Below are 16,010 nucleotides of genomic sequence, written 5' to 3'. Positions count from 1 at the left end.
CGCCCGCGATCACCGCGTTGGCCGCCAGCATGACGGCCTTCAGACCCGAACCGCACACCTTGTTGATGGTCATGCCCGGCACGGCCGCGGGCAACCCCGCCTTGATCAGCGACTGGCGCGCGGGATTTTGGCCCGAACCTGCCGCGAGCACCTGGCCCAGGATGACTTCGCTCACCTGCTCGGGCTTCACGCCCGCGCGCTCGAGCACCGCGCGAACGACGGTCGCGCCGAGTTCGGGCGCGGAAATCTTTGCGAGCGAGCCGCCAAACTTGCCGACGGCGGTACGCGCCGCCGATACGATCACTACGTCAGTCATTTTGTGACTCCTTGCGGGTGAGGCGGCCGCTTTCCGAGCAGCCGCACATCGTAGTTAAAAACCTTCCAGCGCGACGATCTAACGCAGGCCGGTCTAGCGCGGCCCGACGCGGCCCGTTCAATCGCGCTCTTGCACGTATCGCCCCGGCGCGGGCTCGATGACCGGGTATTGCGCCGATCCGAGCTGCGCGCGCACTTTCACCTTCTTGCCTCCGTACTGATCGAGCCAAGCCATCCATTCCGGCCACCAACTGCCGGGTTTTTCCACGGCGCCATCGAACCAATCATCCGGATTTTCCGGTAGCGTCTTCTCGCCGCCCTCGTGCGACCAGAAGCTGCGCTTGCCCTTCGCCGGCGGATTGATGACGCCGGCAATATGTCCCGACGCGCCGAGCACGAACCGCTGCGGCCCCGTGAGCAACGGCGCGGACGCGTAAGCCGTACGCCATGGCACGATGTGGTCGTCGCGCGAACCGTAGATGAAGGTCGGCACGTCGATGCGCGACAAATCGAGCGACTCGCCGCACACGGTCAGCGCACCCGGCTCGCGCAGCTTGTTTTCCAAGTACGTGTTGCGCAGATACCAGACGTACATCGGCCCTGGCAGATTGGTCGAATCGCCGTTCCAGTACAGCAAGTCGAACGGTGCGGGCGTGCGGCCTTTGAGGTAGTTATCGACGACATAGTTCCACACGAGATCGTTCGGCCGCAGGAACGAAAACGCGTTGGCGAACTCGATGCCGCGCATGAGCCCCGGCGGCGCACCGTTGACGCCCCCGATCGCTTGCTCGCGCATGCGCACGTGGGCTTCGTCGACGAACACGTCGAGCACCCCCGTATCGGAGAAATCGAGCATGGCCGTGAGCAGCGTCATCGACGCCGCCGGGTGTTCGCCACGTGCCGCGAGCACCGCGAGCGCCGTCGCGATCATCGTGCCGCCGATACAAAAGCCGAACGTATTGATCTGCTCCCGCCCGCTCACGCTCTTGACGACGTCGATCGCGGCGAGCACGCCGTCGTTGATGTAGTCGTCCCACGTTTTGTCGGCGAGCGACGCATCGACATTGCGCCACGAGATCATGAAGACCTGGTGTCCGCTCTCCAACGCGTGTGCGACGAGCGAACTCTCCGGCTGCAGATCGAGGATGTAGAACTTGTTGATGCAAGGCGGCACCATCAGCAGCGGCCGCTCGAACACGCTCGGCGTCCGCGGCTGATATTGGATTAGCTGGATCAAGTCGTTTTCGAAAACGACCGCGCCCTCGGTTGCGCCGATGTTCTTGCCCACCACGAACCGCGATTCGTCGCTCTGAGAAATCTTCCCGCGGCGCATGTCGGCGAGCAGATTCATGACACCCTGACGCAGACTCTCGCCGTGGGTTTCGAGCAGCGCCTTCTGCGCCTCGGGATTCAGTGCGAGGAAATTGCTCGGGGAGGCAGCAGCCGTCCACTGCTGCACGGCGAAGCGAATCCGCTCGCGCGTTTTCCCATCGGCATCGACAGCATCGGCCAAGGCCTGCAAATAGCGCGCGTTGAGCAAATACCAGGCTGCCGTGTAGGCGAACGCCGGCGTCGCCTTCCAAGCCTCGGAGCTGAAACGCCTATCGGCAAGCTCGGGCGAGATTTTGTCGGCTGCGCTCGCCTGCTGGAGCAGCGCGAGACAATCGCGCGAGTAGTCGGCCTGCAGCGCCTGCAACCGCTCGGGCGGTATCGAGGCGACGGGCAACTTCATGCCCGCGAACGCCTGCTGGGCGTCGGCCATCGAAGGCATGCCCATTGCCGGCATGGGCGGCATCTGCGGCATCTTCAGTGGAAATGGAAACTGAAACGGCATGCCGCCGGCATGGCCGTTCGCCGCCTGGCCGGCCATCGCGCTCGCTTGCGCGGCGGACGGCCACTTGCTCGGATCGGCTAGAGAGCGCCAGGCGCCCGTCCAAGCCTCGAACATCCGCTGCATGTCCGCGTTGCCTGCTTCGGCTTGCTGCTCGCGGCTCGAAGACGTTTCGGAGTGGGAAGAAGTCGATCGACGTTTTGATGCAGTCATACCCGCTTTTGGCCGTGAGTCTAGAAAGACTGGTTGAGAGGCGGGCGTCGAGCAGACGTGGGCGAACTCTCGCGACCCTCGCTGCGCTCACCCATGCGAGCGGTCATTCTTGCTCCCCGCCGTGAGGCGTGTCAATGCTTTGGACCGATTTTGCCGCAGCGCGATAAGTTTTTTATTATCGTTTTCCCGGTGTCGATTGCGTCCGCGCAAGCCAGGCGGCATCGGCATGCGGGCTCGATCGCCTGGCCGGCCGCGCTTCGCACGTCAGAGCGGTCAAGGCTGTTGCGGCAGCCGATCTTGTGCGCCGCAGGGGCGCGCACGCGCCCCATCGACGAGCGGATCCGACGCCCGGTCTCCCGCCCGACCGGTTAGTCGGCCAACCAGACGAGCGCCGCCATCCTGCCCGTTACGCGGTCTCGACGATACGAATAAAAACGTTCCCGGTCCGTCACCGTGCACAGATCGCCGCCCGCGATCTCGGACACGCCCAGCCGCGCAAGACGCAGGCGCGCGAGTGCGTACAAATCGGCCAGATGCTTGCCGCTCGTCCCCCCGCGGGGGACAAAGGCACGCGCAGTCGCGGCCTGCTCCTCCTGGCCGGCCGCTGCGAGGAAGGCGGCGCGCACATCGTCGCCGACTTCGAACGCGGCCGGGCCGATTGCGGGGCCCAAGTAAGCATGCAGCGTAGCCGGCGCGCACTGCGCGAGTGCGGCGACGCGCCGCGCAGTCTTTTCGATAATCCCTGCCGCCAAGCCGCGCCAGCCCGCATGCGCCGCCCCTACCGCGCGTCCTAGCGGATCGCATAGCAACACAGGCAGGCAATCGGCCACCATCACGAGGCAAGCGACGCCAGGCACCGCCGTCACGCTCGCATCCGCGCGAACGGGGACATCGAGCGGCACTTCGTCGGCACGCACCACGACGTCGCCGTGAACTTGCTCGAGCCAAGCCGCACGCGCACCGGCGAGCGACAGCAAGCGCGCTCGGTTGCACTCGACGTGTGCCGGATCGTCGCCGGTATGCAGCCCGAGATTCAAACCGCCGGCCGCTTCTCGGTCGCCCGCCCAGCGCCCATACGGCGGCAGGCTCACGCCCCCGGCGCGCGTCGTGACGAACGCGCGCACCCGCGGCGACACGTTCCAAGCCGGGCGCAGGCAATCGGCTTGCGTCAACACGCGCGCCGCGTCCGTCGTCGTCTCGTCGCGGTTCGCCATGGTTGGCGCCCTGAAATCATTCGATGTCGGCATCGTCGTCCTCGTCCCCAGCGTCGAAACCTTCGAATTCGTCGTACGCATCCTCGTCGAAGTCGTCGGCCTCCAGTTCCGACGCATCGCGTCCAAACCCCAGCGCCTGCACGAGTTCGGCCATATCGGCCGGGGGATCGGCGCGCCAGCGCATCAAGCGGCCCGTGCCCGGATGCACGAGCCCGAGCTGCCAGGCATGCAGCGCCTGCCGGGCGAACGCGCCGGGCAACGGCGCGCTCGAGCGACGCCCGCGGGCGCTGCCGTAGACGGGGTCGCCAAGCAGCGGATGGCCGACATGCGCGCAATGCACGCGAATCTGGTGCGTCCGCCCGGTCTCGAGGTCGCAATGAATCGCGCTCACCGTCTGTTGCTTCCAGACCGTTTGATCGACGAGACGAAAGCGCGTGCGCGCGCTCTTGCCCGACGCGCCCGCCACCACGGCCATCCGCGTGCGTTCGCGCGGATCGCGGCCGATCGGCGCATCGATGATGCCTTCGTGCGGCATCGCCCCCCAGACGAGCGCGACGTAGCGGCGCTTCACCGTGCGCGCCTGCAACTGGCGCACGAGATCGGTCTGCGCTTCGAGCGTGCGCGCGATCACCATGAGACCGGACGTTTCCTTGTCGAGCCGGTGCACGATGCCCGCCCGCGGCAGCCCCGCCGCGTCCGGATAGCGATGAAGCAAGCCGTTCAGAATCGTCCCGCTCCAGTTCCCGGCGGCAGGATGCACGACGAGACCGGCCGGCTTGTCGATGACGACTAGCGCATCGTCTTCGTAGACGACTTCGAGCGGCACCGGCTCAGGGGTAAACGCAAGCTGTTCCGGCAGAAAATCGGGGGTAAGCTCGATCCGCGCACCGAGCGGCACGGCCTGACGTACCTTCGCGGGCGCGCCGTTCAGCAAGACGCGGCCCGATTCGGTCCAACTCTGCAAGCGGCTGCGCGAAAACTCCGGAAATACCTTGGCGAGGACTTTGTCGAGGCGCTCGCCGGCCAGCGCGGCGGGCACGAGCGCGACGCGCGGCCCCTCGCCCGGTACGGGCGACGTGGCGAGTGCGGGTGCGACGGCGCGCGCGCCGAGCACTGCATCCGTATGAGCGTCGGCGGGACTGCTGCTTCGGCTATAATCGGCGCTTTCATCGACAGGGCCGAGCATGTTGCCGGAAGGACGTGTGCGGGTCATTGAAACTGGGTCACTGAGTGAGACTGATTGCTAGGATGCATGGAGAAATGCGGCGAGCCTTCAACACCATGATGCGCACGGCTTCGTGCGCGGCAAGCCGCGCGGCGAAGCGTGCGGTCCAATCCGCGTCGGCCGGCCTGGCCCTTGCCGCGGCCGCGTTGCTCGTGGCCGGTTGCCACGGCCTGCCGCAAAAGACCGACGAGACGGCCGCATGGCCAAACCAGAAATTATACTCGGAGGCCCAAGATGCATTGTCGGGCGGCGACTGGGGCAAGTGCGCGAAGTATTTCGAAGCGCTCCAGGGCCGCGACCCATTCGGTCATTTCGCTCAGCAAGCGGAAATCAACGACGCATACTGCAATTGGAAAGACGGCGAAACGGCCGCCGCCGACGAAGCGATCGACCGCTTCATCCGGCTGCACCCCGACCACCCGGATATCGCGTACGCGTACTACCTGAAGGGGATGATCCACTTCAACGACGACCTCGGTCTGTTCGGCCGCTTCTCCGGGCAGGACATGAGCGAGCGCGATCCGAAGTCGCTGCGCGAGTCGTACGACGCGTTCAAGATCGTCGTGGATAAATATCCCGATAGCAAGTACGCGCCGGATGCCGCGGCGCGCATGCGCTACATCGTCAATGCGCTCGCCTCGTACGAGGTGCATGCCGCCGATTATTACTATCGTCGCGGCGCCTATGTGGCGGCGATCAACCGCGCACAATTGGCGGTCAAGGAATACAAGAATGCGCCCGCCATCGAGGACGCGCTCCACATCATGATGCTGTCGTACACGAAGCTGAACGAAACGAAGCTGGCCGACGATACGCGCCGCGTGCTGGCGGGAACGTTCCCGGACAGCCCGTACATCACGGGCCACGCTCGCCCCGGCACGAAGAAATCGTGGTGGCAGTTCTGACGGTTCCGATGCTTGGGTAGGTGCGGCAGCTCGATGCGCGGCGCCAGCGCTCGACGGCTTCACAACGAAACCCGGCCAAACGGCCGGGTTTTGTTTTGGGCGGCGTCCGTGGGTGGGTGGGTGGGTTCGGCAGCATTGCGCGCCTGGGCGGCGGCATGCGCCGATTCGACGGCGCGCAGCCATCGCACGCACGGCGCTGCACGGAGGCCTTAGGCCTTATGCTTCATTCAGCCGCCCTTTGCGCCGCGCTCTCGGCGAAGAATTCGCGCACGACTTCGATTTCGCGTGTGCGTTTGAACGGGGGAAGACTCTGCCAAATCCGGCGGCCGTACGGCTTGTCGACCAGACGCGTATCGCAAATCATCAACACGCCACGATCGGTTTCGGCGCGGATCAAACGGCCAGCGCCCTGCTTTAGCGTGATGACCGCCTGCGGCAACTGATGCACGGCAAACGGGCTAAGCCCCTTCTTCGTCAGTGCGTCGAGACGGGCCGAGAGCACCGGGTCGTCGGGCGGCGCGAACGGCAGCTTGTCGATCACGACGAGCGACAGCGCGTCGCCGCGCACGTCCACGCCTTCCCAGAAGCTCTGACTGCCCACCAAAATCGCATTGCCGTAAGCCCGGAAACGGTCGAGCAACTCGGTGCGGCTGGCATCGCCTTGAACCAATAGCGGGGTCGACCACCCTCGCGCTTCGATCGCGTCGCGCAGCTTGCCCGCAATGCGGTCGACCGCGCGCAACGTCGTGCACAGCACGAATACGCCCCCGCCGGCCGCTTCGATGGCGGGCAAAGCGGCATCGAAGACCGCGTCGGTGAAGGCCGGCGACGACGGTTGCGGCAAATTGCGCGGCACGTAAAGCAACGCTTGCGTGCCGTAGTCGAACGGGCTCGGCAGCGTCATCGAGCGGCGGGCGTCGAGCCCCATCTGAGCGGCATAGTGCGTGAAGTCGCCGCGCACCGACAACGTGGCCGACGTGAAGATCCAGGCGCGGGGAACGCCCGCGCGCTGCTTCGCGAAGATCGGGGCCACCGACAGCGGCGTTTCGTGCAACTGAACGGAATGCGCGAACACTTCGACCCAACGAATGCGCTCGTTAAAGTCGGCGTGATTCGATGCGTCCTTCGCGTCCTTCGGCGATGACGCCGCGCTTGCGCCCTCCTTGGCCGGCGGCGTGTCGTCGGGTAAAGACGTCCACCGCGAAAGCTGATCTTGCAACTCCCGCGCGCGCCGCATGCAGGCGCCGAGCGATTCGGCGCGTTCGGCCTGCCCCGCAAGGGCGACGGCCACGGCGTCGAGTGCCGCCTCGAGCGCATCGAGCGCGCCGTAAAGCGGGTGATCTTCGCCGAGTTGCGCGGCCGATACGCGCAACGTATCGTCCTTGAACGCGAGCCGCACGTCGCGCGCCGCGCGCTCGAGCGCCGCGCCGAGCTTGACCCATTCGACCGCGTCGCGCGCATGCGCGAGCCCTTCGGCGACGACGTCGCGCGCAAGCTCGAGCAGTTGCGCCGTCGAGAGCGTTTCGCCGAAAAACAGCGTGGCCGTCTCGGGCAACTGGTGCGCTTCGTCGAAGACGATCGTATTGGCCGTGGGCAGCAGCTCCGCCATCCCGGTGTCGCGCAACATGATGTCGGCGAAGAACAGATGATGGTTGACGACGACGATGTCCGCCTGCTGGGCTTCGCGCCGAGCCTGCATGACGAAGCATTCCTTGTAGTGCGGACATTCCTGGCCGAGGCAGTTCTCGCGCGTCGACGTCACCATCGACCACACGGGCGCCGTCTCGGGCACACTGGCGAGTTCGGCCTTGTCGCCCGTGCGCGTGATCTTGGCAAAGCGCACGATGTCCTGCAAATAGGCGGTGTCCTGCCGCGACGGCAAGCGCCCATTGTCGGCCGTCCGTTGCAGGTAGTAGTGACAGAGATAGTTCGCGCGCCCCTTGAGCATCGCGACCGACACGGGCACGGCCAACGCGTCGCGCACCGTGGGCACATCGCGCTGAAAAAGCTGATCTTGCAGGTGCTTGGTACCGGTGGAGACGATCACCTTGCCGCCCCAAAGCATGGCGGGGACGAGATAGGCGAAAGTCTTGCCCGTCCCCGTTCCGGCTTCCACGATCAGGGTGTTTTCACCGGCGGCGCCATCGGCCGACGCACTGTCGTCCGTCCCGCTGCCGCCCGCTTCCGCGCGTGCCTCGCCTTCGCCGCGCAGGCGGCGCGCCGGGCGACGCTGCGCCTCGAACATGGCTGGCTCCGGCATCGCACGCCCGGATGCCTCCATCGCCGCGGCGACGGCACAGGCCATTTCGATCTGAGAGGCGCGCGGCCGATAACCGTCGATGGCGCGCGCAAGCAGGCCGTCGTTCGCGAAGATCGCATCGAGTTCCGAGCGCCGACGCGGGGCGAGCGCAGCCGCCAGCGCATGCGGCGAGCGCACGTCCGGCGTAGCGGGTGCCGGCTGTGCGGCGCCCTCATGCTGCCCCTCGGTGAGCTTGGGCGTCGCGGCGAGCGGCACCCGGGTAGAGGCATCGAGCGGTGAATTCAAGGCAAGCGTTTCCCTACTGTGGGCACCGCGTGCGGCGCGAAACGCTTGCCCGTTCGCCGCCTACGCGTGCCTGTCCGGTTCGAGCTGCAATTGCAGCAACAAAATGTCGTCTTTGACCTTGAGCTTGCGCTTTTTCAAGCGCCGCAGCTCGAGATCGGTGATATCCGAGGAGATCGCCAGTTTATCGATCATGCGATCGAGTTCACTATGCTCCGACTGCAATTGCAAGATGCGATCGCGGAGCGTGTCCGGTTGGATCGCCTGATAACCGCGCATGGTCGACTCCTCGCTTCGTTAGGCGAGACGCCCGCGCCCAGCGGCCGCCACGCCTGAGGTTACCGTCCACCAGCAAAACCGCCCTTTGCGTCAGTCGCTGTCCTGCTGCTGCCGCAAGCGCTTTTGCTGTTCCTGCTGCTGCAACTCCTGCTGCTGCTTTTCCTGTGCCTTTTGCGCAGCCTGTTTTTGGCGGGCTTCGACATCGGCCTTGTGCTGCGCGGCGTCGGTCTGTTTCTGCTCGAAGTGCTGCGCCCGCTCCGCTCGCGCCTGCGCGTCGCGCGCCGCGTTTTGCCGAGCTTGATCCAGCTTGCGTTGAAAGTCGGCCTGCTTGCGCTCGTAAGCCGCTTGGTCCGCCGCGTGCTGCGGCGCCTCGGCCCCTCGCTGCGCCTGATCGAGTTCGTGCTGACGCTGCTTTTGCTCGTACGCCTGCACGTTGCTCGCGGCCGTGGCGGCGCGTTGCGGCGCCTCTTGCGCGTCGCGGGCGCGGCGCAGCGCGTCTTGTTCGTCTCGCTGCTGGGCGTGCACGGCGCGGCGCTCGTCGTCGAGGGCAAGCTGCTGCGCGTGAATCCGCGCTCGCTCGGCCCGCATCTTGTCGCGAGCCCGCCCCAAACAGGCGTTGACGAAGAACTTCGAATAACAGTTGTGCTCGGCCACGCCGTACGCGTACTCGTTCGCGGCAGTGCGTGCATCGAGCGCTTTCTGACGCGTATCGAAATCGGGATCGGTCGAAACGGCGACCCCGCTCGCGGCCGAGGCTGCAGCCGGCGCGGCGGCGGGCATGTCTTGTGCAGAGGCGATGGGGATCGCGAACGAGCACGCAAAAGCCGCCGCGGCCGCAATGGCGGCGCGCACGGCAACGAAGAAACGGGAGGTCGGCAACGTCGTAGGCGGGGTTCGGAACATGGTCGAAATTCTAACACCCGCGCTCGGAAGCCCGGGCATTTGTGGCAAAATGCGCCGCTTCAGCAACCCGGCCGCCGGCCGGCGTTTCCGCGCTTTTCGGGCGGGCGCGCCGCGGGGGCCCCGCAGCCAAACGCATCTTATGACGGACACCGTAGCACTCAAGATCGTACAGCGCATCGCCACCGAACTGACCGTGCAGCCGCGCCAAGTCGCCGCAGCCGTGCAACTGCTCGACGAAGGCGCCACCGTTCCGTTCATCGCCCGCTACCGCAAGGAAGTCACCGACAACCTGGACGATACGCAGTTGCGCCAGCTCGAAGAGCGGCTGCTCTACTTGCGGGAAATGGAAGAGCGGCGCGCCACGATCCTCGCGAGCATCGAAGAGCAAGGCAAGCTCACCGACGAGCTGCGCGCCGCCATCGATACCGCCGACAGCAAGCAAGCACTCGAAGACCTTTATCTCCCGTATAAGCCGAAGCGCCGCACGCGTGCGCAAATCGCCCGCGAAGCGGGGCTCGAGCCGCTCGCGCAAGCGTTGCTGGCCGATCCGCGCCTCGATCCGCAAACCGAAGCGGCGGCGTACGTGAACGCCGAGAAAGGCGTGGCCGATGTCAAAGCGGCGCTCGACGGTGCCCGCGACATCCTCTCCGAGCAATTCGGGGAAACGGCGGAATTGCTCGGGAAGCTGCGCGACTATCTGTCGGAGCGCGGCATCGTCTCCTCATCGGTCGTCGACGGCAAGGAACACGAAGAAGGCGAGAAGTTTCGCGATTACTACGACTACGCCGAGACATGGAAAACCGTGCCCTCGCACCGGGCGCTCGCCCTGTTCCGCGGGCGCAATGCCGGCGTGCTGATGATCAAGCTCGGCCTCGGCGAAGAACTGGACGCGCAAGTGCCGCATCCCTGCGAAGCACTGATCGCGCGTCACGTCGGCATCTCGAACCAGGGTCGCCCGGCCGATAAGTGGCTCTCCGACGTTTGCCGCTGGTGCTGGCGCGTCAAAGTGCAGCCGCATCTCGAAAACGAAATGCTGACGCAACTGCGGGAAACGGCCGAACACGAGGCGATCCGCGTCTTCGCCCGCAACCTCAAAGACTTGCTGCTCGCCGCGCCGGCCGGCCCCAAGGCTGTGATCGGTCTCGACCCCGGCTTGCGTACGGGCGTCAAAGTGGCGGTGGTCGACCGCACCGGCAAGCTGCTGGCCACCGATACCATCTATCCGCACGAGCCGCGCCGCGACTGGGACGGCTCGCTGGCCAAGCTCGCTCGGATCGCCGCGCAAACGCAGGCGGAGCTGATCAGCATCGGCAATGGGACGGCGTCGCGCGAGACGGACAAATTGGCGAGCGAGCTGATCGCCCGCCACCCTGAACTGAAGCTGCAGAAGATCGTGGTATCGGAAGCCGGCGCATCCGTGTACTCGGCTTCTGAACTGGCGGCCAAGGAGTTTCCGGATCTCGACGTGTCGTTGCGTGGGGCCGTTTCGATCGCCCGCCGCCTGCAAGATCCGCTCGCGGAACTCGTCAAGATCGAGCCGAAGGCGATCGGCGTCGGCCAATACCAGCATGATGTCAATCAGCGCGAACTGGCCCGCTCGCTCGACGCCGTCGTGGAAGACTGCGTGAACGCGGTCGGCGTCGATGCGAACACGGCCTCGATTGCCCTGCTTGCTCGCGTCTCGGGCCTGAACAGCACGCTGGCACGCAACATCGTCGAGTATCGCGACGCAAACGGCCCCTTCCCCTCGCGCGAGCATCTGCGCAAGGTGCCGCGCCTCGGCGACAAAACGTTCGAGCAAGCCGCGGGCTTCCTGCGCATCAACGGCGGCGAAAATCCGCTCGATCGCTCGTCGGTCCACCCGGAAGCGTACCCCGTGGTCGAGCGCATGCTGGCGAAGATCCGCAAACAGATCGGCGACGTCCTCGGCAATCGCGAAGCACTCGGCGGCTTATCGCCCGCGGAGTTCGTCGACGAGCGCTTCGGCCTGCCAACCGTGCGCGACATCCTCGCCGAACTCGAAAAGCCGGGCCGCGATCCCCGCCCCGAGTTCAAGACGGCAACGTTCCGCGAAGGCGTCGAGAAAATCTCCGATCTCGCGCCAGGAATGGTTTTGGAAGGCGTCGTCACGAACGTGGCCGCCTTCGGCGCATTCGTCGATATCGGTGTACACCAGGACGGGCTCGTTCACGTCTCGGCAATGTCGACCAAATTCATCAAAGACCCGCATGAAGTGGTGAAAGCGGGACAGGTCGTCAAGGTCAAGGTGATCGACGTCGACGTCAAGCGTCAACGTATTGCACTGACGATGCGTCTTGCCGACGACGCCGCTCCCGCCTCGCGCGATGAACGTGGCGGCGCGAGCCGCCCCAGCGGCAACACGCGGGCGCCGCAGCGTACGCGCGATGCGGAGCCGGCCGGCGCAATGGCCGCGGCCTTCGCCAAGCTCAAGCAGCGCTGAGTCGGCCTAGCTGTCGTACGCAAACCGATCGCTCCATCGCGAGCGACCGGTCGATAAAAAAGCCGCGCCCCGACCTTCGGGCGCGGCTTTTTCTTGGCGAGCGCATGGCGAGCAGCGGCAAAAAATCGCCGCTATAACAAGTTCACGCGTTCAAATTTCGATCTTCGTCCCGAGTTCCACGACGCGATTGGCCGGAATCCGGAAAAAGTCCGTCGGTTTCGCCGCGTTCTGATGCATCCAGGCGAAGATGCGCTCGCGCAGAATCGACATGCCCGGCAGTTGCGTCGGCACAACCGTTTCCCGCGCCAAGAAGAACGAGGTATCCATGAGTTCGAACTGCATGCCGCACATCCGCTCGAGTTCGAACAGCACCGCTTTCACATCGGGCGTTTCGTTGAAACCATAGACCGCTCGGACGAGATACAAGCCGCCGCCGACCTCCTTCATCGTAATGCGCTCGTCGTCCTTCACATAAGGGATGTCGCGCGTCACGAAGGTCAGGAAGATGGTCCGCTCGTGCAGTACTTTGTTGTGCTTGAGGTTATGCAGCAAGCTGACGGGTACGAGCGAATCGCTGCCCGTCAGGTAGATCGCGGTGCCCGATACGCGGTGCGGCGGGTGCGCCAAGAGTCCCTGCACGAACGGTGCGAGCGGAATACCGTCGGCAGCCGTGCGCTCTTTGACAAGCAAACGCCCCTTGTACCAGGTCATCAGCAGGAAGAACAGCAAGGCCCCGATGCCGAGCGGCAACCAGCCGCCCTCGGCCACCTTGAGCAAGTTCGCGCCGAAGAAGGCGACGTCGACCGTCATGAACGCCGCGATGATCACCGCGACGAGCGCCTTGTTCCAATTCCACACTTTGACCATCACGACGCAGGCCAAGACCGTCGTGATCACCATGGTCGTGGTCACGGCGATACCGTACGCGGCGGCGAGATTGTCCGAACTCTTGAACCCCAGTACGACACACAGAATGATGAACAACAACATCCAATTCACCACCGGCACGTAGATCTGCCCGATGGCGAGTTCGGAGGTGTGCAGCACCTTCATTCGCGGCACATAGCCAAGGGCAATGGCCTGGCTCGTGAGCGAATAGGCACCGGAAATCACCGCCTGCGAGGCAATGACGGTGGCCACAGTCGACAGCACCACCAAGGGCAGCAAGGCCCAGTCGGGCGCCATCAGGAAAAACGGATTCTCGATTGCCTTCGGGTTTTGCATGAGCAGCGCGCCCTGCCCGAAGTAATTGAGCACGAGCGACGGCATGACGAGCACATACCACGCGAGGCGGATCGGCCGAGCGCCGAAGTGGCCCATGTCCGCATACAGCGCTTCCGCGCCGGTCAGCACCAGGAAAACGGATCCGAGCACGACATACGCCTGCAGCATGTGCGCATGCATGAAGGAGAATGCGTAATACGGATTGAGCGCGGCGATGATTTGCGGGGCCCGCATGATGTGGGCCACGCCCATCACGGCGATCGTCGCAAACCAAACGAGCATGATCGGCCCGAACAGCTTACCCACGAGGGACGTGCCGTGACGCTGGATCCAAAACAGCGCCACGAGAATCACCATCGTGATCGGCAAAACGAGATGCGACAGTTCGGGCGTCGCGATTTCGAGCCCTTCGACAGCCGAAATAACGGAAATCGCAGGCGTAATGACGGCGTCGCCGTAGAACATGCAGGCGCCGAAGATGCCGAGCATCATCAACACGCCTGCGACGCGCGAGCCCATTGCAAACGGACGCAACGAGAGTGCCATCAATGCCAGCACGCCACCTTCGCCGTTGTTGTCCGCGCGCATCACGAACAACACGTACTTGATCGAGACCACGAAGATAATCGCCCAGAACAATAACGAGATGACGCCGAGGATCGAATGATCGGTCAGCGCGATACCGTGGGCGGGACTGAATGCTTCTTTGAGCGAATACAGCGGGCTCGTGCCGATGTCGCCGAACACGACGCCGATCGCCGCCATCGCAAGCGACGGCAACGAATGCCGACGAAGGTTGTCGTGGTTGTTGTCTGTCATAAACGCAACCGGTTCATACCGGATAAGCCGAGAGCGAGCGCTATTCTAGCGGTGCATCGATGTCGAATACACAAAAAAAGAGCGGAGTGGGTCGACTCCGCTCACATTGTCGATGCCTGCGCATGTGCCGCAATCGACCAGACCGCAACTTATGTGCCTGCCGCCGAATCTTGGGAGACGCCGCGTTTGATCCACGCACCCAGATTGTGCGGGCGGACCGTATCCCATTCCTCGAACGGCTGGTGAATCCAAGGGTTCGTGGGCAAATGCTGAACGAAATAGTCCGGCTTGACCTTCGAACAGCCTTTGTACCAAAGCACGGCCGAGCGCACCGCCGTCACGGCCGGATAGCGCTCCTTCAAATGCTGCTGCACACGGGCCAGCGTCACGCCGGAATCCACGAGATCGTCGACGAGCAAGACGTTCCCGGACAAGTCGCCGCGCGTCATCGTGATGTATTGGGCGATATCGAGTTCGCCCTGTTGCGTGCCCGCTGCTTCACGGTACGAACTCGTCGCAAGTATGGCCAGCGGCAAGTCGTAGATGCGCGAGAGTTGATCCCCAACGCGTAGCCCGCCACGCGCCAGGCACAAGATGTTGTCGAACTTCCAACCCGAATCGTGTACGCCCAGCGCCAACAGCTCGATCAGCCGGTGATACTCGTCCCAGCTCACCCAGAGGTTCTTGTCGTCGTTGCGCGGATCCTTCATGGCGATCATCGTCATGTCCTGCGTCATCGCTCAAACCTTGAACGGATGACGCAACAGGATCGTTTCGTCGCGATCCGGCCCCGTCGACACCATATCGATCGGCACTCCGGCCACTTCCTGCACGCGCGTAAGGTACGCCTGTGCATTGGCCGGCAGTTCGCTCCATTGCGTGATGCCGATGGTGCTTTCCTTCCAGCCGCCGAACGTCTCGTACACGGGCTCGCAACGCGCCACTTCGGCCGCGCCGCGCGGCAGGAGATCGACGCTCTTACCGTCCATCTTGTAGCCGACGCATAGCTTCACTTCGTCGAGGCCGTCGAGCACATCGAGCTTGGTCATGCACAGGCCCGACACGCCGTTGATTTGTATCGAGCGACGCAGCGCGGCGGCATCGAGCCAACCCGTACGGCGAGGACGCCCCGTCACCGAGCCGAACTCCTTGCCGACGTTCGCCAGCGTGACACCGACCGCCTCTTGACGCTGCGGATTGTCCGCGTCGTACAGTTCGCTCGGGAACGGCCCCGAACCCACCCGCGTGCAATAGGCCTTGGTGATGCCCAGAATGTAGTGCAGCTTTTGCGGCCCGACGCCCGCGCCCGCCGATGCGGCGCCCGCGACGCAATTGCTCGACGTCACGAACGGATAGGTGCCGTGATCGATATCGAGCAGCGTGCCTTGCGCGCCTTCGAACAGCAAATTGCGACCGGCCTCGTTTTCGTCGTACAAACGACGCGAGACGTCCGTGACCATCGGCGCCAGACGTTCGGCGTATCCGAGCATCGTGTCGAGCGTTTGCTGGAAATCGACAGCAGCGGCACCCAGATACTGGGTGAGCACGAAATTGTGGAAATCGAGATTTTCGCGCAGGCGATCGGCGAAAGTTTGCGGCGTGAACAGGTCTTGCACGCGCAGGGCGCGACGGCCGACCTTATCCTCGTAGGCCGGCCCGATGCCGCGCCCGGTCGTGCCGATCTTGCTGGCGCCGCGACGCGCTTCGCGCGCCTGGTCGATCGCGACGTGGTGCGGGAGAATCAGGGTGGTCGCCTCGGAAATGAAAAGGCGCTTACGCACGTCGATGCCGGCGGCCTCGAGTTCTTCGATTTCCTTGAACAGCGCCTCGGGGGAAAGCACGACGCCATTGCCGATGTAGCAAGCGACGCCAGCACGCATGATGCCCGACGGAATCAAGCGCAGAATCGTCTTCTTGCCGCCGATGATGAGCGTGTGACCGGCATTGTGGCCGCCCTGGAAACGTACGACGCCTTGCGCGTGGTCCGTCAGCCAGTCGACGATCTTGCCCTTGCCTTCATCACCCCATTGAGTCCCGACCACGACGACATTGCGTCCCGGGGCTGCATTCACTGCGCTG

11 protein-coding genes and 1 pseudogene are annotated in these 16,010 nt (G+C 64.5%); 2 read left to right on the top strand and 10 right to left on the bottom strand.

Features of this window, described 5'->3' with window-relative positions:
* From ACTHN9_RS08075 to ACTHN9_RS08060, 4 genes and pseudogenes are all read right to left on the bottom strand, one after another.
* Nucleotides 1–316: pseudogene (locus ACTHN9_RS08075) on the bottom strand (acetyl-CoA C-acetyltransferase); the annotation flags it as partial.
* A 117-nt stretch (nucleotides 317–433) separates the two neighbouring features.
* Nucleotides 434–2,359, bottom strand: coding sequence for a class I poly(R)-hydroxyalkanoic acid synthase (phaC, locus tag ACTHN9_RS08070; protein WP_440536236.1), 1,926 nt, complete (start codon nucleotides 2,357–2,359; stop codon nucleotides 434–436).
* Nucleotides 2,360–2,727: 368 nt separating this feature from the next.
* Entirely contained in the window at nucleotides 2,728–3,573 is an 846-nt protein-coding gene (gene pgeF / locus ACTHN9_RS08065) for a peptidoglycan editing factor PgeF (RefSeq protein WP_440536235.1), read from the bottom strand.
* Nucleotides 3,574–3,589: 16 nt separating this feature from the next.
* Nucleotides 3,590–4,786, bottom strand: coding sequence for an RluA family pseudouridine synthase (locus ACTHN9_RS08060; RefSeq protein ID WP_440536234.1), 1,197 nt, complete (start codon nucleotides 4,784–4,786; stop codon nucleotides 3,590–3,592).
* Nucleotides 4,787–4,857: 71 nt separating this feature from the next.
* Between ACTHN9_RS08060 and ACTHN9_RS08055 the strand changes: the two genes are divergently transcribed.
* Nucleotides 4,858–5,703, top strand: coding sequence for an outer membrane protein assembly factor BamD (locus ACTHN9_RS08055; RefSeq protein ID WP_440536237.1), 846 nt, complete (start codon nucleotides 4,858–4,860; stop codon nucleotides 5,701–5,703).
* A 223-nt stretch (nucleotides 5,704–5,926) separates the two neighbouring features.
* Here ACTHN9_RS08055 and ACTHN9_RS08050 read toward each other — a convergent pair whose 3' ends face one another.
* The 3 genes from ACTHN9_RS08050 to ACTHN9_RS08040 all read right to left on the bottom strand — a co-directional run bounded on the left by ACTHN9_RS08050 (nucleotide 5,927) and on the right by ACTHN9_RS08040 (nucleotide 9,427).
* Complete coding sequence (locus ACTHN9_RS08050) at nucleotides 5,927–8,248, bottom strand: ATP-dependent DNA helicase (RefSeq protein ID WP_440536233.1); 2,322 nt, start codon at nucleotides 8,246–8,248, stop codon at nucleotides 5,927–5,929.
* 60 nt (nucleotides 8,249–8,308) lie between these two features.
* Nucleotides 8,309–8,524, bottom strand: a complete 216-nt coding sequence (locus ACTHN9_RS08045) for a DUF465 domain-containing protein (RefSeq protein WP_440536232.1) — start codon at nucleotides 8,522–8,524, stop codon at nucleotides 8,309–8,311.
* A gap of 90 nt (nucleotides 8,525–8,614) precedes the next feature.
* Nucleotides 8,615–9,427: a colicin transporter gene (locus ACTHN9_RS08040; protein WP_440536231.1), complete on the bottom strand. Its 813-nt coding sequence runs from the start codon at nucleotides 9,425–9,427 to the stop codon at nucleotides 8,615–8,617.
* Nucleotides 9,428–9,566: 139 nt separating this feature from the next.
* Here ACTHN9_RS08040 and ACTHN9_RS08035 point away from each other — a divergent pair, with 139 nt between their 5' ends.
* The gene (locus ACTHN9_RS08035; protein WP_440536230.1) at nucleotides 9,567–11,888 is read left to right on the top strand and encodes a Tex family protein; all 2,322 of its coding nucleotides are present in this window, start codon (nucleotides 9,567–9,569) and stop codon (nucleotides 11,886–11,888) included.
* 150 nt (nucleotides 11,889–12,038) lie between these two features.
* Here ACTHN9_RS08035 and ACTHN9_RS08030 read toward each other — a convergent pair whose 3' ends face one another.
* The 3 genes from ACTHN9_RS08030 to ACTHN9_RS08020 all read right to left on the bottom strand — a co-directional run.
* Complete coding sequence (locus ACTHN9_RS08030; RefSeq protein ID WP_440536229.1) at nucleotides 12,039–13,931, bottom strand: potassium transporter Kup; 1,893 nt, start codon at nucleotides 13,929–13,931, stop codon at nucleotides 12,039–12,041.
* A gap of 149 nt (nucleotides 13,932–14,080) precedes the next feature.
* Nucleotides 14,081–14,668 (bottom strand): phosphoribosyltransferase, encoded by a 588-nt coding sequence (locus tag ACTHN9_RS08025; RefSeq protein WP_440536228.1) that lies wholly within the window; start codon nucleotides 14,666–14,668, stop codon nucleotides 14,081–14,083.
* A 3-nt stretch (nucleotides 14,669–14,671) separates the two neighbouring features.
* A partial coding sequence (locus ACTHN9_RS08020) for an adenylosuccinate synthase (protein WP_440536227.1) occupies nucleotides 14,672–16,010 on the bottom strand: 1,339 nt, incomplete at its 5' end.

This window comes from Trinickia sp. (genome assembly GCF_051953405.1).
GTDB lineage: Bacteria > Pseudomonadota > Gammaproteobacteria > Burkholderiales > Burkholderiaceae > Trinickia.
The sequence above is the reverse complement of the archived record's forward strand: the minus strand, read 5'-3'. Positions and strand labels throughout refer to the sequence as shown.

Coding starts and splice junctions, on each gene's coding strand:
- phaC (WP_440536236.1), bottom strand. CDS start 2,359: ATGACTGCATCAAAACGTCGATCGACTTCTTCCCACTCCGAAACGTCT.
- pgeF (WP_440536235.1), bottom strand. CDS start 3,573: ATGGCGAACCGCGACGAGACGACGACGGACGCGGCGCGCGTGTTGACG.
- ACTHN9_RS08060 (WP_440536234.1), bottom strand. CDS start 4,786: ATGACCCGCACACGTCCTTCCGGCAACATGCTCGGCCCTGTCGATGAA.
- ACTHN9_RS08055 (WP_440536237.1), top strand. CDS start 4,858: ATGCGCACGGCTTCGTGCGCGGCAAGCCGCGCGGCGAAGCGTGCGGTC.
- ACTHN9_RS08045 (WP_440536232.1), bottom strand. CDS start 8,524: ATGCGCGGTTATCAGGCGATCCAACCGGACACGCTCCGCGATCGCATC.
- ACTHN9_RS08040 (WP_440536231.1), bottom strand. CDS start 9,427: ATGTTCCGAACCCCGCCTACGACGTTGCCGACCTCCCGTTTCTTCGTT.
- ACTHN9_RS08035 (WP_440536230.1), top strand. CDS start 9,567: ATGACGGACACCGTAGCACTCAAGATCGTACAGCGCATCGCCACCGAA.
- ACTHN9_RS08030 (WP_440536229.1), bottom strand. CDS start 13,931: ATGACAGACAACAACCACGACAACCTTCGTCGGCATTCGTTGCCGTCG.
- ACTHN9_RS08025 (WP_440536228.1), bottom strand. CDS start 14,668: ATGACGCAGGACATGACGATGATCGCCATGAAGGATCCGCGCAACGAC.